We start from the raw sequence: 23,523 nt of genomic DNA, 5'->3' as shown, positions 1-23,523 counted from the left end.
GCCTCGTCAGTCGACGCCCTGCGCTCACGCGCCCGGCGTCGTTTCCTTGAACTTGCCGTAGGCCATCAGACGTTCGAAGCGGCGCTCGCGCAGCGCGTCGATGCTCATGCCCTGGAACTGGCGCAGCGAATCGGCGAGCGCACGGCGCAGCAGCGCGGCCATCCCCTTCGGATCGCGGTGCGCACCGCCGAGCGGCTCGTTGACGATCTTGTCGACGAGGCCGAGCGCCTTCAAGCGATGCGCGGTCAGACCGAGTGCCTCGGCCGCTTCCGGCGCCTTCGCCGCGCTCTTCCATAGGATCGACGCGCAGCCTTCCGGCGAGATCACCGAGTATGTCGAGAACTGCAGCATCATGACCGTGTCGGCGACCGCGATCGCGAGCGCGCCGCCCGAGCCGCCCTCGCCGATCACCGTCGTGATGATCGGCGTCTTCAGCTCGGCCATCACGTACAGATTGTGGCCGATCGCCTCGGACTGGCCGCGCTCTTCCGCGCCGATGCCCGGATACGCGCCCGGCGTGTCGACGAACGTGAAGATCGGCAGCCCGAACTTTTCCGCGACGCGCATCAGACGTTCCGCCTTCCGATAGCCTTCGGGACGCGGCATCCCGAAATTGCGCGCGGCGCGCTCCTTCGTGTCGCGGCCCTTCTGATGACCGATTACCATGCACGCATGGCCGTTGAAGCGGGCGAGGCCGCCGACGATCGACTGATCGTCCGCGAACGCGCGATCGCCGTGCAACTCGTGGAAATCGGTGAAGAGCTCGCCAACGTAATCGAGCGTGTACGGCCGTTGCGGATGGCGCGCGATCTGTGACACCTGCCACGGCGTCAGGTTCGCGTACAGATCCTTCGTGAGTTGCTGGCTCTTTTTCGACAGCCGCTCGATCTCTTCCGAAATGTCGACAGCCGAGTCGTCCTGCACGAAACGCAGTTCCTCGATTTTCGCCTCGAGTTCGGCAATCGGCTGCTCGAAATCCAGAAATGTGGTCTTCATGTGTTTGAAATCCTTGAGTCTTGCGGCAGCGCGTATTCTAACCGTGCTCGCCTGATGCAAGACCGGGTCGCGACTATCGAATGGCGAAAAGCAATAGCCTCAATCAGCTATTGGCCGTCAGCGGATCGAGACTGCGCCACATATACCAGGTGGCGACCGTCCGCCACGGCTCCCAGTTCGCTGCCACCTCACGCGCCTCGCTGCGCGTGACGGGCTCCCCGCTGAAGTAATTGACGCTGATCGCGCGGATGAGTCCGAGATCGTCGAGTGGCAGCACGTCCGGCCGCGACAGGTTGAAGATGAGGAACATCTCGGCGGTCCAGCGGCCGATCCCGCGGATCTGCGTGAGCTCCGCGATCACGTCCTCGTCGTCCATCGTCGCCCATTTGTCGACGTGAAGCGCGCCCGACACAAAGTGCTGGGCCAGATCGAGAATATATTCCGACTTGCGCTTCGACAGACCGCACGCGATCAATTTTTCCTGGCCGAGCTTGATGACCTGCGGCGGCGCGAGCTTCGGGCAGGCGGTCTCGATCTTGACCCACACGGACTGCGCGGCCGCGACCGAGATCTGCTGGCCGACGACCGAGCGCGCGAGCGTGACGAACGAGTCGCCGCGCTTGACGAGATGCGCCGGGCCGAACTTCGGAATCAGTTTCTTCAGGATCCGGTCGCGCTTGACGAGATCGGCGCACGCCTTGTCCCAGTATGGCGGGCGCGCGACCATCTCGGCGTCGGAGAGTTGCACCGGCACGGCGGCCTCCGACACGCGCGCCTTGCGCACGCCCGCCTCCGCTGCCGACGCGACGATGGTCTCGCGCGGCAGCGCATCGGCGACCTGCTCGCCGTCGACCTTCGCGCGCGGCGACTTCGTGGCCGCCGCACGCAAGCTCGGCTTATGCGCGGCGCCGTTGGCCGCGCCGTTCGGCGCCGCGCGCTTCGCGCTCGCCTCGTGCACCGCCGGCGCACGCGCGCCGGCCCGCTTCGCCGCTATCGGCGGCTGCGCCGCCGCACGCTTAGCCGGCGCTTTTCTGGCCGTTGCCATCTAGCCTCCTACCTGGCGAGTCGATCAGTGGGACAGACCATGCGCGCTCATACGCGACGCCACTCGGTCGATCCGCCCGGTTTGTCTTCAAGTGCGATTCCGGCTTCGAGCAGCTCCGCCCGGATCCGGTCCGCTTCGGCAAAGTTCTTCGCCTGCTTCGCCGCGACGCGCGCGGCGATCTTCGCGTCGATCTCTTCCGGCTCGAGCGCGCCTGCGCGCGCCATGCCCGCCGCCTGCTGCAGGAACTCGCGCGGCGCCCGGCCGAGCAGGCCGAGCAAGCCCGCGAGCCGCTCGAGCTGGCGCGCGAGCGCCGGATCGCGCGTGCGATTCACCTCGGTCGCGAGCTCGAACAGCACGGCGACTGCAATCGGCGTGTTGAAATCGTCGTTCATCGCGGCCGCGAAACGCCGCGCATGCGCCTCGTTCCAGTCAAGCGGCGCCGAATCGGGCGTCGTGTCCTTCAGCGCCGTGTAAAGACGCGTGAGCGACGCGCGCGCATCGTCGAGGTGAACGTCGCTGTAGTTGAGCGGCGAACGATAGTGAGTGCGCGCGATGAAGAAGCGCACGACTTCGGCATCGAACTTCTCGAGCACTTCGCGGATCGTGAAGAAGTTGCCGAGCGACTTCGACATCTTCTCACTATCGACCTGCACGAAGCCGTTGTGCATCCAATAATTGACGAAAGTTTGTCCGGTCGCACCCTCGCTCTGCGCGATCTCGTTCTCGTGGTGCGGGAACTGCAGATCCTGACCGCCGCCGTGGATGTCGAAATGCTCGCCGAGCAGCGTACAGCCCATCGCCGAGCATTCGATGTGCCAGCCCGGACGACCCAGACCGTACTTCGAATCCCACGACGCGCCGGCCGGCTCTTCCGGCTTCGCGCGCTTCCACAACACGAAATCGAGCGGATCTTCCTTCGCGTCGTTCGCGGCGACGCGCTCGCCCGCGCGCAAGTCCTCGAGCGACTTGCCGGACAGCTTGCCGTAGCCCGCGAACTTGCGCACCGAGTAATTGACGTCGCCGTCCTCCGCCAGGTACGCGTAGCCGTTCGCCTCGAGCTTCTCGATCATCCCGAGCATCTGCGGAATGAACTCGGTCGCGCGCGGCTCGATGTCCGGACGCTCGACGCCGAGCGCGTCGAAGTCCGCGTTCATCGCGTCGGTGAAGCGGCTCGTCAGCGACTTGATCGTCTCGCCGTTCTCGACCGCGCGGCGGATGATCTTGTCGTCGATGTCGGTAATGTTGCGCACGTATGTCACGCGATAGCCGATCGTGCGCAGCCAGCGCTGGACGAGATCGAACACGACCACCATCCGCGCGTGGCCGATATGGCAATAGTCATAGACGGTGATCCCGCAGACGTACATCCGCACTTCGCCGGGCTGCCGCGGCACGAAAACTTGCTTGTCACGCGCGAGCGTGTTGTAGATGCGCAGTGATTCCATAGAGACGAAAGTGAGCCGAAGGAAACCGCCTGGCGATGCTCGCCGTGCATGCGGCACCCGACAGGATCTCTGGCTGGGCCGCGTGCCGTGCGCTTCCTCGGATGACATGCGGCGATCGATCCGCAAGCGAAGCGGTGACGGCCGCGAGAGGCAAAGACAATCCGCGGCTCGCCGGAACGCGCGGACGATTTGTTAGAATGGGTCGGAGTATAACATTCCGATTTGAGCCTATGAAACCTTCCCGCGGCCGTGCGCCGAGCGCTGCGACCCTTGTTGCGACCGCCGCCGTGAGCGCCGCGCTCGCGCTCTTTCCAGGCGCGGCGGCCCTTGCGCAGAAAGCGCCCGCCCCCACGGACGGCACGCCGGAAATCGACGCGTCGATCGCGAGCCGGAACTGGACGCAGGCGCTCGCCCAGCTCGACGCGCGCATCGCGTCGAACCCGCGCGACGTGCAGGCGCAGTTCAAGCGCGGCACCGTGCTCGCGCGCCTGAACCGCGACGACGACGCGATCAAGCAGTTCGTCGAGCTGACGCAGGCCTATCCGGAACTGCCGGAACCCTACAACAACCTGGCGGCGCTCTATGCGAAGCACGGCCGCTACGACGAAGCGCGCAGCGCGCTCGTCACGGCGACGCAGGCGAACCCGAACTACGGCCTCGCCTACGAGAATCTGGGCGACCTGTACCTGCGCCTCGCGGCCGAATCGTACAAGCGCGCGCGCGCGCTCGGCCGCACGAGCGGCGCGACCGCGCAGCGCCTCGCGGACCTGCAGAAGATCATCACGCCGCCGAAGGCGAAATCGGCGGCCGCGCCGGCATCGTCCGCGCGCGACTATTCGGAGCGGGCGGCAGCGAACGTGACGACGACCACCCTGCCGCTTTCTCCGACGTTCCAGTTCGGCGGCCCAAGCGGTACGCTCGCGATGCCGCCTTACGTCGCGCCGTCGCAATAACGCGCTGCGGCGGCCGCGTCTTTCCTTCACCCACCCAGAGGACCGTTATGAAACGTCTGTTGCTGGCGCTCGGCAGCGCCGCCCTCCTCGCGACCGCTCCCGCGTTCGCGCAATCGGCCGCGACGCACCCCGTCGTGCAGCTAAAGACCACGCAGGGCGACATCCGCGTCGAGCTGTACCCGGAGAAGGCGCCGAAGACCGTCGCCAACTTCCTCGATTACGTGAAGGCGGGCCAGTACAACGGCACGATCTTCCATCGCGTGATCAAGGGCTTCATGATCCAGGGCGGCGGCTACAAGACGAACTTCGACGAGAAGCCGACCCGCGCGCCGATCCCGCTCGAGAGCAAGAACGGCCTGAAGAACGCGACGGGCACGATCGCGATGGCGCGCACGAGCGATCCGAACTCGGCGACCGCGCAGTTCTTCATCAACACCGTCGACAACGCGGGCCTCGACTATCCGAATCCGGACGGCAACGGCTACGCGGTGTTCGGCAAGGTCGTGTCGGGCATGGACGTCGTGAAGAAGATCGAAGCCACGTCGACGACCGTGCGCGGCCCGATGCGCGACGTGCCGGAAAAGCCGATCGTGATCGAATCGGCGACGATCGTCTCGAAATAAGCCAACCCGAACCTCCCGCGCGGCCGCGTCGTCCAGAGCGGCCGCGCGCCGTTTGAACCCTCCCCATCAAAGGAATCATCATGGTCGAACTGCATACGAACCACGGCGTCATCAAGCTCGAACTCGACGACGCGAAGGCGCCGAAGACGGTCGAGAACTTCCTCAACTACGTGAAGAAGGGCCACTACGACGGCACGGTCTTCCACCGCGTGATCAACGGCTTCATGATCCAAGGCGGCGGCTTCGAGCCGGGCCTGAAGCAAAAGCCGACCGACGCGCCGATCGCGAACGAAGCGAACAACGGCCTGAAGAACGACACGTACACGATCGCGATGGCGCGCACGAACGATCCGCACTCGGCGACCGCGCAGTTCTTCATCAACGTGAACGACAACGACTTCCTGAACCACTCGTCGCCGACGCCGCAGGGCTGGGGCTACGCGGTGTTCGGCAAGGTCGTCGAAGGCCAGGACGTCGTCGACAAGATCAAGGCCGTCAAGACGGGCAGCAAGGGCTTCCATCAGGACGTGCCGAACGACGACGTCGTGATCGAGAAGGCCGTCGTGGTCTGAGTAGTGTAGAGCGACGAGGCGCCGAGATGCTGCAGGAAACGCCGCCGCGAAGCGTCTTTGCGGGTGTGCCGGGCGAGCGCGGGCTCGCGCATGCGGCACGCCCGTTCCTGTTCGTCTCCGATCTGCACCTGAGCGATGCGATTCCGCGCACGGTCGCCGCGTTCGAGCACTTCGTGCGCGTGACGGCAGACAGCGCGGATTCGGTTTTCATCCTCGGCGACCTGTTCGAATACTGGATCGGCGACGACATCCTCGATCACGATCCGTTCGCGGCCCGTATGGCCGCGCTGCTGCACACGTTCTCCGAGCGCGGCATCGCGCTCTACGTGATGCGCGGCAATCGCGACTTCCTGCTCGGCAAGCGCTTCATGAAGGCGGCGGGCGCGCTTCTGATTCCGGATCCGTCCGTCGTCGTCGCGTTCGGCAACCGCATCGCGCTCGCGCACGGCGACGCGCAGTGCACGGCCGACCGCGGCTATCAATGGTTTCGCCGCTTCGCGCGCAACGGCGTCGCGCAGCGGCTCTTTCTCGCGTGGCCGTTCGCGTGGCGCCGCGCGCTCGCCGAGCGGATGCGCGCGTCGAGCGAAGCCGGCCGTATGCGTCCCGCATCGCCGCGCTACGACGTGACGCGCAAGGGCATCGCCGCCCTCTTTCGGCGCAGCGGCACGCGCACGATCATCCACGGCCACACGCACAAGCCGGCGAGGCACGTCGAAGCGGGCGGCGTGCGCTGGGTGCTGCCGGACTGGGAACTCGACCACGGACCGCGCCGCGGCGGGTATCTGTGCGTCGATGCACAAGGGATTCGCGCGCTGCCGCTCGATTGAGCATCGCGCGGTCAAATCGGATGGAGTTGGAGCGATAGCGCCTCGGCTGTCGACATCCGCGCAATTGCCGTCACGCAGCGCCGAGCCACGCAGCGCGCTCGCGCTCCGCGTTGGCAACGCGACGAACGATGCCGCAGGCAAGCTCCCAAGGTCCTCCAGGACACGTGCGCGTCGAACGCGATGCCGATGCCTCTTCGCCCCCGCCCGAGAATTACGGCGCGTTACGGAACGCGTGCGGCGAGATCGCGTGCGCCGTACGTCGATCACGGCGCGCTCGGCGCCGCGCACGACTCAGCGCTCGATCGCCTTCCCGTCGAGCGCCTTGCCCTCGAACGCCGCGGACAGGCGACGCAAATCGAGCCGCGCACCGTCCGCCCCCTGCAGCGCGTCCAGATGCGCACCCAGCCGCTCGAGCGCCGCTACGATCTCGTCGACCCGCTGCGCTTCCTTCGCCGCATGATCAATGAGGCCGTGAATCGCAAGCGACATCGGATCGTCGGCGTTCGGCGTGATCCCGTAAGCGCAGAACGCGATGCGCTCAGGTATGCGCTTCGCATCGGCCGGCATCACGACCCGCGCCGGATTGCCGACTGCCGTGCCGCCTGCCGGCACCGGCTTCACGACGACCGCATTCGAGCCGATCTTCGCCCCCGCACCGATCGTGAAGCCGCCCAACACCTTCGCGCCGGCGCCGACGATCACGCCGCGCTCGAGCGTCGGGTGACGCTTCGCACCGCGCGTGAGCGACGTGCCGCCGAGCGTCACGCCCTGGTAGATCGTGCAGTCGTCGCCGACGACAGCCGTCTCGCCGATCACGACGCCCATCCCGTGATCGATGAACACGCGCCGGCCGAGCGTCGCGCCCGGATGGATCTCGATGCCGGTCAGGAAGCGGCCGACCTGCGACACGAACCGGCCGAGCCAGCGCCAGTCCGAGCGCCAGCATGCGTGCGAGATCCGATGGAACACGAGCGCGTGCAGCCCCGGATAACACGTGAGCACTTCCCAGGCGCTGCGGGCGGCGGGATCGCGCTCGCGGATCGTGGCGACGTCTTCGCGAAGTCTCGTGAACATGGTGGTGACGATGGAAGAAGAAAGCCCGGTGCGCGGCTGCCGGGCGGAGCCATTATCGTTTCGACAGCTTTTCTTATGACGTGCGATCGATTGTAGAACGGCCGTCGCGAGCGCGCAGCGGCTGCCGCGTTCTCCCTGCTGCGACCGCAGGTATAGCGCCGTTGGGCGAGCCGGCGCGTTCCGTCACTCGTCTCGCCCGGCGCCTGCGTCGTCCTTGTCGTCGCCCGCGCGTGCCTCCGCACCGCCCGCATTCAGCAGGATGTGCTTCGCGATCCCGCGCAAGATGTTCACCTCCTCGCGCTCGAGCCCCGTTCGCGCGAATAGCCGCCGCAGCCGCGGCATCAGCTTCTTCGGATTGCGGGGATCGAGAAAGTCGAGCGCGATCAGCGCATTCTCTAGATGAACGAACATCCGCTCAATCTCGTCACTTTGCGCGAGCGTGCCGAGCGCGGCGTCCCGCGGCACGACGGACTCCTCGTCTTCGAGCAGCGCGACGCGCAACTCGTACGCGAGCACCTGCACCGCCTGCGCGAGATTGAGCGAGCTGTATGCGGGGTTCGCCGGGATGTGCGCAATCGCGCTGCAACGCTCGACATGCTCGTTCGGCAGGCCCGTGCGCTCGTTGCCGAACACGAGCGCGATGTCGCCCGTTTGCAACTGGCGGCAGGCACTCGCGGCGGCCGCACGCGGCGCGAGCCGCGGCGGCCCATACTCGCGCGAACGCGCGGTGAGCGCGATCGACCACTGCACACCGTTCAGCGCATCGGCGAGCGTCGGTACCACGTGTGCGGACGCGAGCACGTCGTCGGCGCCGCTCGCCATCGCGAGCGCTTCCGGATCGCTCTGCACGTGGGGCACGCGCGGCGCGACGAGCACGAGACGTGAAAAGCCCATCGTTTTCAGCGCGCGCGCCGCTGCGCCGACGTTGCCGGGGTGACTCGGCTCGACGAGCACGAAGCGCGTCGACGTAAACCCGCCGCGCGTGGTCCGCGCCGGACGGGACGGGGCCGCGCCGGCGGACGGCGCGAACGGTTTCTGCTGAGATTCCAAGACGTTCATTCGACTAATCGGGATGCCGGTATGGTATCGCCAACTCGCGGACAAACCCACTCGTCCGAATGGCCAATCGAACAGTACACGCTACCGTTTCGCAAAAAAGCGCCGCGAGTCGGGTAAAATTGCACTCTCGATGCGGCGCCCACGCTGCCTGTTCGGCCCGCACCCCGCTCTTTGCCAATTCGTCTTCCGTCGGCGAAACGCCCGCCGGCCGCCTCATACGCGCCCGGTGTCGTTTCGCTGGTTCGATCACCATTCGTGGCGGCCTAGCGTCGCCAGCTTCAGGATTCAGGCCCATGCATCCCATGCTCAACATCGCTGTCAAGGCCGCTCGCCGCGCCGGACAGATCATCAATCGCGCATCGCTCGATCTCGATCTGATCGAGATCCGCAAGAAGCAGCAGAACGATTTCGTGACGGAAGTCGACAAGGCAGCGGAAGATGCGATCATCGAAACGCTGAAAACCGCCTACTCGGACCACGCAATCCTCGCCGAGGAATCCGGCGAGTCGGGCAACGAATCCGAATTCCAGTGGATCATCGATCCGCTCGACGGCACGACGAACTTCATCCACGGCTTTCCGTATTACTGCGTGTCGATTGCGCTCGCGCACAAGGGCGTCGTCACGCAAGCGGTGGTCTACGATCCGAACCACAACGACCTTTTCACCGCGACGCGTGGCCGCGGCGCGTACCTGAACGACCGCCGCATCCGCGTGGGACGGCGCGACCGCCTCGCCGACGCGCTGGTCGGCACGGGCTTTCCGTTCCGCGAGAAGGACGGCCTCGACGCATACGCGCGCCTCTTCGCCGACATGACGCAAGCATGCACCGGGCTGCGCCGCCCGGGCGCGGCCGCACTCGACCTCGCCAACGTCGCGGCGGGCCGTCTCGACGGCTTCTTCGAGCAAGGCATCAACGTGTGGGACGTGGCAGCGGGCAGCCTGCTCATCACCGAGGCGGGTGGCCTCGTCGGCAATTACACGGGCGATTCCGACTTCCTGCATCAGCGCGAGATCGTCGCCGCGAACCCGAAGATCTACGCGCAGATGATCCCGATCCTGAACCGCTACACGCACACGCGGCCGGCGAAGGAATGAGCGGCGTGGTCGCCGCCGCGTAACGCAGGTCGCGGCGGTGACGAGATCCGGCGGCCCGCGGCGCTTCGAGCGCCGCGGGCCATTTCATTTCCAGGCATTCGCGAGTTAGCCGGCTTGCGCCGCCGACGCCCTCCATCTACTCTGCCTCGCCGGGAACGCTCACGAGCGCGCCGCATCGCCACAAAGTGACCGACCGGCCAGTGCCCACCGGCCGGCATGCGACATCGCGACGCGAACTGCATCGCGCTCGAGCGATCTGCTTCATCGGCCTGCGTTACCGAACGGCAAAACCTCCCATCGACGTGCCCGGCTGGCAAGTGCTCGCGTAAATGTAGAACTGCTTACCCATCAGGAATGCCGAATTGATGAGCGGATACGCATCCTTGTTTCCGTTCAAGTAAGACAGGTTGCCGACGGTGACCTCCATGACCCCGTTCTTGTCGATGAAGAGCTTGTTAATCGTGCCCGACGTGCACAACGTATCCGCGTGCGCATAGGACGAAGCCAGAAGCAAGGTTGAAGCGATAACAGCGATAATCTTTTTCATTTCAATATCCTTAATTAAAAGATGACATTGCGATTGAAATGCTGACTACATGCACACTTGCACCACTCAATCAACTCCACCAACACCTAGACACTTGAATATTCGTCGCCGGTCGATCGGCGGCCGGATTCGACCTCCACGGATCGCGTGCGTCCGGCTGCGGCACGGCGCCGCCGTTGCCGACGTCGAAAGCACACTCGCATTCCGGCTCACACGCGTAGCGCTCGAAGTTTGCGGACGAGACAAAACGGCCCACCCGACTCCATGGACGTGCGGTGCATTGCGATGGATTCCGAATGCCGCGACTCATGGCAACGCCGCATTCACGATCGGCGCAACCTGTATCGGCAATAGAAAAATTACGATTCCGTCATCGTCGTGAGATCGATTGCAAAGCGAACCACCCGGCGCATTCGCATCGACCGCGACCGCGACAAACAGAAACGATTCGATGAGACATCATGAATCCCCTTTTTCACGGGAGACTACTCATATGCGCGACAACGTCACATCGTTCGATTAATCTATTTTCCCGCTACTTCCCCGACTGCATCCGAACTCATGTCATCTCGACATGATCACCCATGTCGAATGGTGAATATCGGCACCTGAACAATTTCGTTTCTGAATAAATACCCGACAACACCGCATTCCAATTTTTCATCGGCCAACGCCGCACGAACATCATTCAATCAATACACCGACCAGACAATTTCACCATTTCGCCTCATATTTTTGGCGGCCACGCATCTCGCGGCGCACCCGATTTCGGCGCTCGATGGAGACTATTATCTCCACACCAGCAAGACCAATAATATTATCTTATTCATCATATATATCGATAGCATTCGACATCAATCGATCAGAAAACAGACAATATAAACATGATCATGCAAATATTCATCGCGCATGAAAAATAAAACAATGAATAATGCGATCCCGAATTAATGCGAGATGCATCAATCGCGCATTTGAATTCGCACCCGGAAATTGGCGGGCAGTCGCACCCGAACACATGCATCGCACGTTCATGAGAGCAATGCACGGTTGGAAAGCGTTCGCACGTACATAGTCGGCCCTGAACAATTCGATCAGGGCGTAAAAAAGCCGCAGGTTGCGCAGGATCATCCGCAGGTTGTGGCCAGCGCCGCACAGCACCGCATGAATCGCATCGCCCAACGAACCCTTGAGCCAATTTCGATCGAGCTTGCCGTCGGCCTTCATGTGCCCGATGGCCGGTTCGATTGCGCTGCGACGCCGGATCATTGCTCGCAGGCCGCGTGTGATACCGCGTCGCAAACCTGGGTGATAGACCTTCACACCATCGACGGCGACGCCCTTGTAGCCGCGGTCGACGACGGCGATCTCCGGCTGCACATCGCTCAGGATCGCCGCTTGTTCTAACGCTTCGGCCAACGTGTGCCCGTCGTATGGATTGCCCGGCATTGAACGAGCTCCGACTACCAGACCTTCCTTGTGCGTCGTGGTGATCGACACCTTCACGCCAAATTCGTACGGCTTGCGCGCTTTGCCTTTCGCCAGGCACTCCACTTCCGGCGCGTGCAGCGCATACAGCTTGTTTTTGTCCTTCTGCTTCTGCGTGAGAATCCGCTTCGTGCGGCTGATCAAGTCTTCCAACTCCGCGCGACTTTGCTGAACAACGCCTTCCAGTTGCCGCTCCACGTCACGCATCACGCGCCCCACTCGTGAACGCAAAGTGCGCAGCGCCTTCTTCATCCGCTTGTACTGCTTCGCATGCGCATAGCGCCCGATCTGGCCCGCCAGACGCGGCGCTTCGCGGTTGTAGTTCTGCCGCAGCTTCAGCCCGTGCTGGGCGGCGGCCTTCACCAGATGTTCCCGGCAACGTTCGAGCAGGCGCGAATCGGTGGGATGCGCAATCGCCTTTTCCATCACCGTCGTATCGACAATCACCCGCTTCAGGCTCGTCGTCTTGATGACCTTTGCGCGTTTGGCCGCTTCGATCGTCTCAGCCAACAGTTCTTCAACGCCGGCTTCGCCCAGGCGCTTACGCCAGCGCGTCAGGCTCGACGGATCGATCGGCGGTTTCGTCTGCAAGTACGTCTCGCCGGTGAACACTTGCCAGTACGGGTTCTCCAGCCATTGCCAGACGACCTCTTCATCCGACAGGTCGAACGCGTGCTGCAAGTACAGCAGCCCTGCGATCAAACGCGGCGACGTTGCCGGTCGGCCACGAGACGATGCGAAACTCGCACTCATCGTCGTGCTCAACCGAGCCCAGTCGATCAGATCGGCCAGGCGAATCAACGGATGCTTCAGATTGATCTGCTCGCGCAGCGGTTGGCGGAAGAAATCTCCCTCTGTCACCGGCAACTTCGGACCCATCCACACCTCGTCAGGATTTGCAGGATTCACGCGTCAATATGCCTGCTTCCTGCAAATCCAACAACACCGTTTCGGCCTCACCGCCTTTCCGTATAAGCCGTCCAGGATTGTTCAGGTTCGACTAAAAAAGGGGCGCTGAGCGCCCCTTTGATTAAAAATTTGATTGATTTTCTGCAAAATGAAAACCACCTACCTGGCTCGCTTCCGTCGTTCAAGCCAGCTCGATCTGGGCACCAACCTTTAGCGAGCGCATAGGTCACTCATTCTTAGACAGAGATCGATAAATGCGGGACACGACCCCATTGACACAAATGAAGACGTTGCAGCGCCCCATCGATGCTTGGAAATAAAATTCCATCAGGTTTTTCCCTAACCTCCGGTTATAAATTCTTTATTTTCTTCAATAAATTCCATCGCCGGGCAAGACATATTCCATAAATGATCAAATAAATCCATAGTAGGTTTCACGTTTTTTGATTTTTGAAATGCCTCCAGACTGAGCTTTGTAATATCCGTTGGCGACGCACGAAATACAACCGCCCCACCTTGCCGATGAACGAATATACCAAAATAAAGATTTTTAACCGCATCAGCATTTGGAAGATTACAACCATTCGTAATTTCACGATCTACCAAGGCTGCCTCTTTGACCCTCAAAACTCGCGCTTGAAATTTACCAGAAGAAAACAAAGACATCTGATCTCCAATCATTTTACATACAGTAGTCCAGCTCAGCATTGGCGAACTATCCACCTCAAGTTCGCACAAATTAAAAAGCCGCCTTACAGAAACACCGTTTTGGAGCGCATCCTTGATCGCATCAATAAACATTTTCGCATCGCCCCCCTCATAGAGACACAAATTTGTAAGAGAGTGATATTCATCCCCACACTTCATACTTTTCATCTGCGCCGCGAATATACGTTGCGCGAGCGATTTCCGATCAGGCGGCGCATAGCTCGCATGAAAATCCATTTCCTCCGGATTCAACGCCCTCATAAGGTGCGCCAAATCCTTCGCACCAGATAGCACATACTCATCCAGCATCCAATCCACGAGTGCAACATACTCCACCCCCTCTAATCCAGGACAGGATTCTTTGTCATGCGACCGTATTTCTGCCATCACCTTTATCGTCTCATTAATGTTCTCTTTTATTTCTCGATATTTGGCATCCGAGAGAATTGCATCTAAGTGATTAGATACGGCCACCAGTGGATTGGCGAAGTGCTTCATCTTCTCCGCAACATCTATGAGAGCGTCTATCTTCTGTTGAACCTCAAGCTCCTTTGCCGCCCCCCTACTGATTGGTGTAAACCCTCAAAGCCGATTCCAGCAGCAGCGGCGACGAAGAACCCCACCCCCAAATCCCTCAAAATATCCAAAAGGATCCGAGCTATAAAAGGGTAATTTTCCGTTGTCAGATTTTCGAAATTCAATTGAGCTAGAGTTATCCCTATGTTGTAAGCAAAAAGCAAACACACTCCAGCCAGAATTTCGTATAACGCGAAACGCCAAACCTCCTTCCTTATTCGGCGAAGCGCATCAAAGAATCTCCCTACTTGACTTTTTGCACAAAGACTTTGACTCCTTCCCCGATTATTGAGCATGTCATCAGACGGCCTCATGGTATCCCCCGTTCATATATCACCATCCATCAGGACAGTTGTAATGATGCGACCAACAACGGTTAAATATAGGATAGAACGATCGGCATCACTAACAAGGGCATGTCAAAAACCATCTTTGGATTGCCGTGCTAGAGAGTTAGATTCAAAGTGCTCCATACTAATGCCCCACTTAATTAAATGTAAATTAGACATTGGGAGGGGGCACGAATACCAATCACTTCGCGGTCCTGGCGTGCGTGATCCTGTAATGACTCTCGCGAGAGAATTTAGACGATCTGTAAGGTGATTCGCAACCTTCCCCAATAGTCCTCAATGAACATTAAAAAGTAGCTTTGACCCGCGCTGCATCACATGCCGAGATCGCGCCGCACCTGCGCGAGCTGATCGACGCCGTCGATCATGCGCACGAAGCCGAACACGTCGATCTCGTGGATCGCCGATCCGCGTCGCCGCGCTGACTTCCTTCGCGGTCTGGCTCTTGATCCATGCGCCCGTCTTGCGCAGCGTGCGCCGCCACGCGCCTTGCATCGCGGATGGCGACATGCCCTGCAAGACGGCCGTGACCGCGCCGATATCGATTTCGACTTTCAGTTGGTTCATGTCATTGCAGCACCAAGATCGTCCAGCCCGTGCCGTCCGGCTGCGCCTCGACGACGCGATAGCGTCCGCTGCGCGCGACGACGATGCTGCCGGGCCGGATGCCGACGGCATTTTCGTCGATCACGTGCAGCATGGGCGCAACGAGGTTCGTGCGTTGCGAGCCGAGATCGGGGCCGAGCCAAGGCGTGTTGAACATGCCGCGCACGGGACGGCCGTCGACGACCACGTCGTCGTCGCCCAGATCCCGCAGCACGGCGGCGTCGACGTCCGCTATCAGGTCGCGAAACGCCATGTCACGCCTTCAGGCGGATGCACGCACGCGGGCGCGTGCACAGGTGGATCGGGTTCGACTGCGCCTCGATCTCGACACCCTTGTTGAACGGCATGACTTCTTGCCGCGCGTAGTACGGCAGGCCGATCGTGTTCACCGCGTCGACATAGTCGCCGGGCGCGAAGCGCGAGATGAACAGATCCGGCACGCCTTCCGGCACCGCATACGCTTCGTCGTCGCCGACGAACGGGATGCCGCCGACCTTGCCCCGATAGCGCTCGAACACGATCCCGTCCAGCTCGATCGCCCCGCGCGGATCGCCGCGCAGCGCCGCAGCCGCCGCCGTGTTCAGGAACGTCTCTTTGACGGTCGGCAGCGTCAGGAACTTGCGCCAGAAGTTACGCCCGCAGAACGCGCGCACGCTCGAAAATGGCACATTGCCGAGCGCATCCTCGATCGCTTCGAGCGTATCCTCGTTCTTCGTCCGGATCTCGGTCTTCGCGTTCGACAGCTCGTATTCGATGACCTGCTGCTCGATGCCGAAGCTGTCGAGCAGGTTCGCGACGACCCGCTTGCCGTCCGCGTCGAGGATCACGCCGCGCACCGCGCCGAGGCGGTGATACTCGTGCGTCGCGTCGATCTGGCGACGCATCTTCGCGAGCCGCCGGTCGACGTAGCGCTGCACCGTCTCCAACTCCGAATCGTCGCCGAACGCGCGCAGGTTCTGGATCTCGTCCACCTTGATGACCGCACGCTGCGGAAGGTGGACGGTGGCCTCGCCGATCTCGTACGGACAGCCGAGCGCAGCCAACATCGTGCGAGCCGTTCGACGCAGATCGTGAGGGGCCCAATGCGTGACCGGAAGACGCGGCCGGGCTTGTTCCGGCCGCGTCTCGCTATAGGGCATATGGAAATGAACGGCCTGACCGAACACCTTCTGCTGCATGTGCCCGCCTCGCTCCGCCGGGAACACCCTCCCCTTGCCGTAACGTTCGAGGCGTCGGCGCACAACAGCATCCGCACGTCCGATTAACGGCACCCGAAGATCCGTCGCTTTCTCGTGCCTGGCGTTCTTCGTCTTGGCCTTGGGAATCGTCCACCACAGGCCGTCCTGTTCGTCGGTAATCTCTGCCCCTTCCATTGCGCCGATCTCGGCACCGCGCGTCCCGGTCCAAAGGTACAGCGTCAACGCATCCTCGACATTGCGACTGAAATTCGGCAACCAGTTGATCAATGCACCCGCCTCGACGTCGCTCAGGAACCGTTTTGCGGTACCGACCGGCTGCCCTGGATCCGTCTGCCGTTGCTGCGTAGTCGACCGCGCATGATTTGTCGCCACCAGTTCGACGCAGACTCGGGCAGCCGGCCAGTATCCAGAGCGTAGCCCCAAGCGGCCCCGAGTTCGAGTCGAAGCTTCGACGCCTGCACCGGAGTTTGCCGATACGAGTCGATCTTGCTGAACGCGCGCTCGCGCGTCAGCTCGGCGGCCGGCAGCGCTGCAATATCTCCCAACATCGTCCGGAACATCCGGGCCACTTCGGCCGCCCCTTCGGCTGGCGATTGCGCTCGACGTGCCCCTTCAGGTAGGCCATACAGATATCGCGCACTGTCGGCGAATCCCCTTGCTGTACCATAACGCCGACAGAATCGTTTGCTTGCCGCTTGGCGAGCGCCGGGTCGTTGCCTGAGTTGCGCTCTTGTTTCAGACGCTCCCACTCAACGGCGGCCGCCGCGATGGAAGGCGCTGGCCCCCCCGCCGATTTTGATTTGTCGCATACGCCCGTCGACGAGTAACTTGTAACGGTAATGCCGTCGCCTCGAGCCTGAGCCCCGGACAGCCATCGATTTTCAGGTGTGCACCGGGCAAAAGTTGCTTTGCCGATCGGGCGTCAAACCGCATTCAGACCTCAGCGTAGGTTTCCGCCACGCGCATAACATCAGCGGCGTAGGCGTAGATTCTGGAAGAGCCGAAAAGCTACGCTGACGATGGAAATTTAGCAAGATGTCGATAGGCGGGGAAATTCGACAGCGAACACCCCGAAATGGACGGAAAGCCTTGATGGATAAGGACGTGCAAGAAATTACGGATTCAAAACAGCAGCTTACAGAAGGGGCGTTCAGCAACCACACGCCGATGATGCAACAATACCTTCGCATCAAGGCCGAACATCCCGACACGCTCGTGTTCTACCGGATGGGCGACTTCTACGAGCTCTTCTTCGAAGATGCAGAAAAAGCCTCGCGCCTGCTCGACCTGACGCTCACGCAACGCGGCGCGTCCGCTGGCACCCCGATCAAGATGGCGGGCGTGCCGCATCACGCGATCGAGCAATACCTCGCGAAGCTCGTGAAATTCGGCGAATCCGCGGCGATCTGCGAACAGATCGGCGATCCGGCGACGTCGAAGGGCCCCGTCGAGCGCAAGGTCGTGCGCGTCGTCACGCCTGGCACGCTGACGGATGCCGCGCTGCTGTCCGACAAGAGCGACGTGTTCCTGCTCGCGCTTTGCCTCGGGCACAACAAGCGCGGCGTCGCATCGAACATCGGCCTCGCCTGGCTCAATCTCGCGAGCGGCGCACTGCGGCTCGCCGAGATCGCGCCGGACCAGCTCGGCGCGGCGCTCGAGCGCATCCGGCCCGCCGAGATCCTCGCAGCGGACGGCGCGATCGAATCGGTGCCCGCCGGCATGGGCGCGATCACGCGCGTGCCTGCGTGGCACTTCGACGTCGCGTCGGGTACGCAGCGCCTGTGCGACCAGCTCGAAGTCGCGAGCCTCGACGGCTTCGGCGCGCAGGCGCTCACGAGCGCTTGCGGCGCGACAGGCGCGCTGCTGATCTACGCGGCGGCCACGCAAGGCCAGCAGTTGCGCCACGTGCGCAGCCTCAAAGTGGAAAACGAATCCGAATACATCGGGCTCGATCCGTCGACGCGCCGCAATCTCGAACTCACCGAAACGCTGCGCGGCACCGAATCGCCGACGCTCTATTCGCTGCTCGACAGCTGCTGCACCGCGATGGGCAGCCGCCTGCTGCGCCATTGGCTGCATCATCCGCCGCGCGCGTCGGTCGCGGCGCAAGGACGTCACCAGGCGATCGGCGCGCTGCTCGACGCGCCCGCGAACGCGAGCCTCGACAGCCTGCGCTCAGCGCTGCGGCAGATCGCCGATGTCGAGCGGATCACCGGCCGTCTCGCGCTCCTGTCAGCGCGGCCACGCGATCTGTCGAGCCTGCGCGACACGTTCGCGGCCCTTCCCGCACTGCGCGAGCGCGTCGCCGAAATCGCATCGAACGCATCGGCGCTCGGCCGCCTCGAAGCCGCGCTCGAGCCGCCCGCCGGCTGTCTCGATCTGCTTGCGCGCGCGATCGCGGCCGAGCCGGCTGCGATGGTTCGCGACGGCGGCGTGATCGCCCGCGGCTACGACGCGGAACTCGACGAACTGCGCGACATCTCCGAGAACTGCGGCCAGTTCCTGATCGACCTCGAAACGCGCGAGCGTGCACGCACGGGCATCTCGAACCTGCGCGTCGAGTACAACAAGGTGCATGGCTTCTATATCGAAGTCACACGCGGCCAAACCGACAAGGTGCCCGACGACTATCGCCGTCGCCAGACCCTCAAGAACGCGGAGCGCTACATCACGCCCGAGCTGAAGACGTTCGAGGACAAGGCGCTGTCCGCACAGGAGCGCGCGCTCGCTCGCGAACGCGCGCTTTATGACGGCGTGCTGCAAGCGCTGTTGCCGCACATCGAAGGCTGCCAGCGCGTCGCAAGCGGCCTCGCGGAACTCGATTTGCTCTCGGCGTTCGCCGAACGGGCCCGCACGCTCGACTGGGTCGCACCGGAGTTCACCGACGAGATCGGCATCGAGATCGATCAGGGCCGCCATCCTGTCGTCGAAGCGCAGGTCGAGCAGTTCATCGCGAACGATTGCACGCTGAACACGGATCGCAAGCTGCTTCTCATCACCGGCCCGAACATGGGCGGTAAATCGACGTTCATGCGACAGACGGCGCTCATCGCGCTGATGGCGTACGTGGGCAGCTACGTACCGGCGAAAGCGGCCCGCTTCGGTCCGATCGACCGCATCTTCACGCGAATCGGCGCGGCGGATGATCTCGCGGGCGGCCGTTCGACGTTCATGGTCGAAATGACGGAGGCCGCGGCAATCCTGAACGACGCGACGCCGCAAAGCCTCGTGCTGATGGATGAAATCGGCCGCGGCACGTCGACGTTCGACGGCCTGGCGCTCGCGTGGGCGATCGCGCGCCATCTGCTGTCGCACAACCGCTGCTACACGTTGTTCGCAACGCACTACTTCGAGCTCACGCAGTTGCCGGCCGAATTTCCGCAAGCGGCAAACGTGCATCTGTCGGCGGTCGAGCACGGCCATGGCATCGTGTTCCTGCATGCGGTCGAAGAAGGTCCGGCGAACCAGAGCTACGGGCTACAGGTCGCTCAGCTCGCGGGCGTTCCGGCACCGGTGATTCGCGCCGCTCGCAAGCATCTCGCGCACCTCGAGCAGCAGTCCGCGGCACAAGCGACGCCGCAGCTCGACCTCTTCGCCGCACAACCGTCCGTCGACGAACCCGAATACGACGAGCCGCCGGCGGCCACGCCGCACCCGGCGCTCGAGCGCCTGCTCGAGCTCGATCCGGACGACTTGAAGCCGCGTGATGCACTCGAGCTGCTCTACGAGCTGCGTGCGCTCGCTCGCTCAGGCGCGACGGATGCGCAGCGCTGACGACACCGCGCGACGCGCGGCGCTTCGCGCGCGTCTCGCCGCGGCCGCGCTCGCCTGCACACTTGCCGGCGGCGCACCGGCGGCCGCGCCCGCGTCGCGGGCTGGCGGCGAGCCGTACACGTTCGCGGTACTATCCGGCGTAATCGCATCCGCAGACGACGAGCCGCATGCTCGGCGTCTGCTCGATGCGATCGCGCGCGACCGCTCGGTGTCGTTCATCGTCTACGAAGGCAATCTGAAGGGACCGAAGGAAGCCTGCCGCGATCAGCTGTACGAGCAGCGCAACGTGCTGCTCATGACGTCCCGCGTCCCGCTCGTGCTGCTGCCCGGCCAGTTCGACTGGGCTGCATGCGGCACGCGCGGCGCCGGCGCGTACGACCCTGTCGAGCGGCTCGACTTCCTGCGTCAGAACGTCTTCTCCGAGCCCGCATCTCCCGGCGCGAATCCGTTGCCGCTGTCGCGCGAAAGCGAAGTGGCGCGCTTTCATCCGTATCGGGAGAACGTCCGCTGGGTCCGCGACGACACGGTGTTCATCGGCCTGAACGCGCCGAGCCCGAACAATCGCTATCTGACGGCGGGCGGCCGCAACGGCGAGTTCGAAGATCGCGTCATCGCGAACGCGTTCTGGATCGATCATGCGGCCGAGTACGCGAAGCGCCGCAGCGCGCGCGCACTCGTGATCTTTCTCGAAGGCGATCCGCAGTTCGAACGCCACCAACGTTCGGAGCGCTTCGGATGGCTGCGCTTCAACCGCCCTCGCGTACGCGACGGCTTTCGTGAATTCAAACGTGCATTGGTGAAAGCCGCGGCGGTCTTTCGCGGCTCGATCGTCGTCGTGCACCCGAGCGGCGAGCCGCTCGCGAACGGCTTCAGGATCGACCGTCCGCTACGCGACGACAAAGGGGATCTTGTCGCCAATCTGACGCGCATCGCGATCGCGCCGCGCGCGCGTCTGAGTCAATGGGTGCGAATCGGCGTCGATCCGGCGAAGCAGCCGATGTTCAACGTGAGCGTGCAGACCGTGCCGAAGCATCTGCCTCAACCGCCCGCACTGCCCGTCGTGCCGCATGACGACACGCCGCTGCCCGAGATGCCGGAAATCCCGGCACCGCCGACGTTACCGGATTCGAGTGCGAGCGGCGTGGAGCCGCCCGGCTATGGCTATGACGAATGGCATGGCATGTACGACGATCATTTCGATCACCGTGCGTCAGGCGCGACACCCAGCCAGTCGCCGAGCGTCGCCCCGCCCGGCTCAATGCAAAGTGCGCACTGAACCGTTGCCGTCGTTGTCGCTTTCGTCGTCATCGTCCTCGTCGACGATTTCGAGTCCCTCCGCGCCGTGCGCGTGCTCATGCTCGATTTCGTCTTCCGTCGCTTCGCGCACGTCCTTGACGGTCAACGAGAAACGCAGCGCCATCCCGGCGAGCGGGTGATTGCCGTCGAGGACGACCTTGTCTTCCGCGACATCGGTCACGGTGTAGATCAGCGAATCGATTTCCTCGTCACCGTCTTCCGGCGTGCCTTCGAACTGCATACCGACTTCGAGCGGCTCGGGGAAACGGTCGCGCGGCTCGATCTTCACGAGTTCAGGATCGTAATCGCCGAACGCATCCTGCGGCTCCAACTGGATTTGCGCTTGATAGCCAGGTTCCTGGCCATCGAGTTGTTCCTCGATCTTGGGGAACGTGCCATCATAGCCGCCGTGCAGATAGACCATCGGCTCATCGCTCTCCTCGATCAGATTGCCTTGCGCATCCGACAGCTTGTAAGCGACCGATACGACAGTGTTTTTTGCGATTTTCATCCAATTCTCCCAAGTACAACAGTCATTATACGATGCCCAAACGGCCATCACCCGAACCGTCCGGCCGTGTGCGCGAACGCACCCGCGCGCCGCTGCCCGGGGTGCCGACTCAGCTTCTCGGCAACCTCACGCCTGCGCAATTCATGCGCCGACATTGGCAGAAAAAGCCGCTTCTCATTCGCCAGGCCATTCCCGACATCGCACCGCCGCTGTCGCGCGACGCGCTGTTCGAGCTCGCGAGCGACTTTGACGTCGAGTCGCGGCTCATCACCCATTTTCGTAACAGATGGCAACTAGAGCATGGCCCGTTCGAGCCGGAGAATCTGCCGTCCGTGAAGCGCCGCGAATGGACGCTGCTCGTGCAGGGGCTCGATCTGCACGACGACCGCGCACGCTCGCTGCTCGAGCGTTTTCGCTTCATTCCGGATGCACGCCTCGACGACCTGATGATCTCGTACGCGACGGACGGCGGCGGCGTCGGCCCGCATTTCGACTCGTACGACGTGTTCCTGCTTCAGGTGCACGGCAAGCGCCGCTGGCGGATCGGCGCGCAGCAGGATCTGTCGCTGAAGGAAGGATTGCCGCTCAAGGTCCTCGAACATTTCGAGCCGACTGACGAATGGGTGCTCGAACCCGGCGACATGCTGTATCTGCCGCCGCACGTCGCGCACGACGGCGTCGCGCTCGGCGAGTGCATGACGTGCTCGATCGGCTTCAGAGCCCCGTCCGCAGGCGAACTGCGCACACAGTTTCTCTATCACCTGGCCGAGCGCGGCGGTTTGCGCACGGGCGCGCGCGACGACGCGCCATACCGCGATCCGGCGCAGCCCGCGGTCGACGCCCCGGCGATGCTGCCCTCGGCAATGGTCGAGCGTGTCGCCGCAATGCTCGCCGGAATCAAATGGGACGAGCGCGATATTGGCGATTTTCTTGGCTGTTACTTGAGCGAGCCAAAATCGAACGTCGTTTTCGAGCCCCCTGCCCGGCAACTGGGCGAAGCCGCGTTCGCGGCCCAGGCCGCCCGCCGCGGCCTCCGACTCGACAGGAAAGCGGCGTTGTTGTATAACGCGCGCTCGTACTTCATCAACGGTGACGCGTATCCGCTCGCAACCGCGGCAAAATGGCTGCCGGAACTGGCCGATACGCGCCAGATGGAGGCGAAACGGTTTGTAACACTCTCCCGGGGCCCCTCCATGACAGCCTTGCTGCACGAATGGTATCGTGCGGGCTGGATACGGGTGGGCAACATGGAGTAAAGTTGCCCGGCCGTACGCCCATGCAGATGCGTGTTTTTGTATGGGAAAGACAACGTATTGACCCCGCATTTGTCGACGGTCGATAGGAAAGTGCATATAATTTCCGCCCAAGCCGTAGGGAAGATTCACGCTCTAGAAGTGCATCTCCACCAGCGGCCCAGGTCGGTGTTGGAGCACATTACCGGTATTGTTTCGCGCTGTTGCTTACCTTTAACCATAAAAGGACGTGATCATGAAGAAATCCCTCCTCGTAGCTTCCCTGTTGGCTGCCGTTGCACTGGCTGCGTGCAACAAGAGCTCCGAGCAAGCTGCTTCGTCGGCTGCTAGCGACGCTACCGCCGCCGCCGCTTCGGCTGCTTCGGGCGTTGCCGCTGCTGCTTCGGAAGCGGCTTCGGGCGTTGCTGCCGCTGCGAGCGATGCAGCTGCTGCTGTGGCGTCGGCTGCTTCGGCAGCGACGGCTGCTCCGGCTTCGGGCGCAAGCCAGTAAGTCGCGTCAGCATCAGCTGAAAAAAAAACCGGCCCGCGGGCCGGTTTTTTTACGTCTTCAGCACCGCACGACTTTCCTACGGCGTCACGGTCCCTTGTTCACGGCCGGTACGCCGCAGCGGGCGCGCG

Annotated in this window: 20 protein-coding genes and 4 pseudogenes; 10 read left to right on the top strand and 14 right to left on the bottom strand. The window is 62.7% G+C overall.

The annotated features are described in order from the left end of the window. Positions 1-24: 24 nt before the first annotated feature. The 3 genes from WS70_RS07170 to cysS form a co-directional block, all read right to left on the bottom strand. Entirely contained in the window at positions 25-996 is a 972-nt protein-coding gene (locus WS70_RS07170) for an acetyl-CoA carboxylase carboxyltransferase subunit alpha (protein WP_059471173.1), read from the bottom strand. Between the two features lie 103 nt (positions 997-1,099). Beyond that, positions 1,100-2,041 (bottom strand): DNA-3-methyladenine glycosylase family protein, encoded by a 942-nt coding sequence (locus WS70_RS07165; RefSeq protein ID WP_059471172.1) that lies wholly within the window; start codon positions 2,039-2,041, stop codon positions 1,100-1,102. A 47-nt stretch (positions 2,042-2,088) separates the two neighbouring features. Further along, on the bottom strand, positions 2,089-3,486 hold the full coding sequence (gene cysS / locus WS70_RS07160; RefSeq protein WP_059597707.1) for a cysteine--tRNA ligase: 1,398 nt from the start codon (positions 3,484-3,486) through the stop codon (positions 2,089-2,091). 230 nt (positions 3,487-3,716) lie between these two features. On the opposite strand from cysS, the gene WS70_RS07155 reads away from it, so the two are divergent. The 4 genes from WS70_RS07155 to WS70_RS07140 all read left to right on the top strand — a co-directional run bounded on the left by WS70_RS07155 (position 3,717) and on the right by WS70_RS07140 (position 6,461). Continuing rightward, complete coding sequence (locus WS70_RS07155) at positions 3,717-4,439, top strand: tetratricopeptide repeat protein (RefSeq protein ID WP_059471170.1); 723 nt, start codon at positions 3,717-3,719, stop codon at positions 4,437-4,439. A gap of 47 nt (positions 4,440-4,486) precedes the next feature. Next, positions 4,487-5,062: a peptidylprolyl isomerase gene (locus tag WS70_RS07150; protein WP_059471169.1), complete on the top strand. Its 576-nt coding sequence runs from the start codon at positions 4,487-4,489 to the stop codon at positions 5,060-5,062. Positions 5,063-5,142: 80 nt separating this feature from the next. Then, positions 5,143-5,634: a peptidylprolyl isomerase gene (locus tag WS70_RS07145; RefSeq protein ID WP_059471168.1), complete on the top strand. Its 492-nt coding sequence runs from the start codon at positions 5,143-5,145 to the stop codon at positions 5,632-5,634. Positions 5,635-5,660: 26 nt separating this feature from the next. Beyond that, a complete protein-coding gene (locus WS70_RS07140; protein ID WP_059471167.1) occupies positions 5,661-6,461 on the top strand; it encodes a UDP-2,3-diacylglucosamine diphosphatase in 801 nt (266 codons plus the stop codon). A 291-nt stretch (positions 6,462-6,752) separates the two neighbouring features. Here the strand turns inward: WS70_RS07140 and cysE are convergent, their stop codons facing one another. Together cysE and WS70_RS07130 are read right to left on the bottom strand one after the other, a co-directional pair. Then, positions 6,753-7,535: a serine O-acetyltransferase gene (cysE, locus tag WS70_RS07135; RefSeq protein ID WP_059471166.1), complete on the bottom strand. Its 783-nt coding sequence runs from the start codon at positions 7,533-7,535 to the stop codon at positions 6,753-6,755. 183 nt (positions 7,536-7,718) lie between these two features. Then, positions 7,719-8,585: an RNA methyltransferase gene (locus WS70_RS07130; protein WP_059471175.1), complete on the bottom strand. Its 867-nt coding sequence runs from the start codon at positions 8,583-8,585 to the stop codon at positions 7,719-7,721. A 302-nt stretch (positions 8,586-8,887) separates the two neighbouring features. On the opposite strand from WS70_RS07130, the gene WS70_RS07120 reads away from it, so the two are divergent. Next, positions 8,888-9,691: an inositol monophosphatase family protein gene (locus WS70_RS07120; protein WP_059471165.1), complete on the top strand. Its 804-nt coding sequence runs from the start codon at positions 8,888-8,890 to the stop codon at positions 9,689-9,691. 274 nt (positions 9,692-9,965) lie between these two features. Here WS70_RS07120 and WS70_RS07115 read toward each other — a convergent pair whose 3' ends face one another. The 8 genes and pseudogenes from WS70_RS07115 to WS70_RS32735 all read right to left on the bottom strand — a co-directional run bounded on the left by WS70_RS07115 (position 9,966) and on the right by WS70_RS32735 (position 16,619). After that, entirely contained in the window at positions 9,966-10,238 is a 273-nt protein-coding gene (locus WS70_RS07115; RefSeq protein WP_059471164.1) for a hypothetical protein, read from the bottom strand. A gap of 1,089 nt (positions 10,239-11,327) precedes the next feature. Beyond that, positions 11,328-12,602, bottom strand: a pseudogene (locus WS70_RS07110) (IS5 family transposase); the annotation flags it as partial. 369 nt (positions 12,603-12,971) lie between these two features. After that, positions 12,972-13,838 (bottom strand): hypothetical protein, encoded by an 867-nt coding sequence (locus WS70_RS31385; RefSeq protein ID WP_159082865.1) that lies wholly within the window; start codon positions 13,836-13,838, stop codon positions 12,972-12,974. A 742-nt stretch (positions 13,839-14,580) separates the two neighbouring features. Beyond that, positions 14,581-14,676, bottom strand: a pseudogene (locus WS70_RS07105) (phage major tail tube protein); the annotation flags it as partial. Next, positions 14,651-14,833: pseudogene (locus WS70_RS07100) on the bottom strand (phage tail protein); the annotation flags it as partial. The pseudogenes WS70_RS07100 and WS70_RS07105, both read right to left, overlap by 26 nt. A gap of 1 nt (position 14,834) precedes the next feature. Continuing rightward, positions 14,835-15,125 carry a head-tail joining protein gene (locus WS70_RS07095; protein ID WP_059596587.1) on the bottom strand — a complete coding sequence of 97 codons (291 nt, stop codon included), beginning with the start codon at positions 15,123-15,125 and terminating at the stop codon, positions 14,835-14,837. A gap of 1 nt (position 15,126) precedes the next feature. Beyond that, a pseudogene (locus WS70_RS07090) lies at positions 15,127-15,876 on the bottom strand (major capsid protein); the annotation flags it as partial. 482 nt (positions 15,877-16,358) lie between these two features. Then, positions 16,359-16,619: a hypothetical protein gene (locus tag WS70_RS32735; protein ID WP_159082864.1), complete on the bottom strand. Its 261-nt coding sequence runs from the start codon at positions 16,617-16,619 to the stop codon at positions 16,359-16,361. Between the two features lie 544 nt (positions 16,620-17,163). On the opposite strand from WS70_RS32735, the gene mutS reads away from it, so the two are divergent. Together mutS and WS70_RS07070 are read left to right on the top strand one after the other, a co-directional pair. After that, positions 17,164-19,845 carry a DNA mismatch repair protein MutS gene (mutS, locus tag WS70_RS07075; protein ID WP_059596588.1) on the top strand — a complete coding sequence of 894 codons (2,682 nt, stop codon included), beginning with the start codon at positions 17,164-17,166 and terminating at the stop codon, positions 19,843-19,845. Continuing rightward, a complete protein-coding gene (locus WS70_RS07070) occupies positions 19,832-21,121 on the top strand; it encodes a hypothetical protein (RefSeq protein WP_059596612.1) in 1,290 nt (429 codons plus the stop codon). Before mutS ends, WS70_RS07070 begins: the two co-directional genes overlap by 14 nt. Here the strand turns inward: WS70_RS07070 and WS70_RS07065 are convergent. Continuing rightward, entirely contained in the window at positions 21,101-21,652 is a 552-nt protein-coding gene (locus tag WS70_RS07065) for an FKBP-type peptidyl-prolyl cis-trans isomerase (RefSeq protein WP_059473700.1), read from the bottom strand. The genes WS70_RS07070 and WS70_RS07065 overlap by 21 nt on opposite strands. Positions 21,653-21,720: 68 nt before the next feature. Here WS70_RS07065 and WS70_RS07060 point away from each other — a divergent pair, with 68 nt between their 5' ends. Genes WS70_RS07060 through WS70_RS32310 form a run of 3 tightly spaced genes read left to right on the top strand, consistent with a single transcriptional unit; the run spans position 21,721 to position 23,395 of the window. Further along, entirely contained in the window at positions 21,721-22,908 is a 1,188-nt protein-coding gene (locus tag WS70_RS07060; protein WP_162498959.1) for a cupin domain-containing protein, read from the top strand. Between the two features lie 57 nt (positions 22,909-22,965). After that, complete coding sequence (locus WS70_RS33570; protein ID WP_009904701.1) at positions 22,966-23,235, top strand: hypothetical protein; 270 nt, start codon at positions 22,966-22,968, stop codon at positions 23,233-23,235. Beyond that, positions 23,141-23,395, top strand: a complete 255-nt coding sequence (locus WS70_RS32310) for a hypothetical protein (protein WP_081464068.1) — start codon at positions 23,141-23,143, stop codon at positions 23,393-23,395. The genes WS70_RS33570 and WS70_RS32310 overlap by 95 nt, the downstream gene beginning before the upstream one ends. Positions 23,396-23,523 lie beyond the last annotated feature (128 nt).

It is taken from the genome of Burkholderia mayonis, assembly GCF_001523745.2.
In the GTDB taxonomy this organism is placed as follows: Bacteria; Pseudomonadota; Gammaproteobacteria; order Burkholderiales; family Burkholderiaceae; genus Burkholderia; species Burkholderia mayonis.
This window is presented reverse-complemented; position numbering and strand designations above follow the sequence as displayed.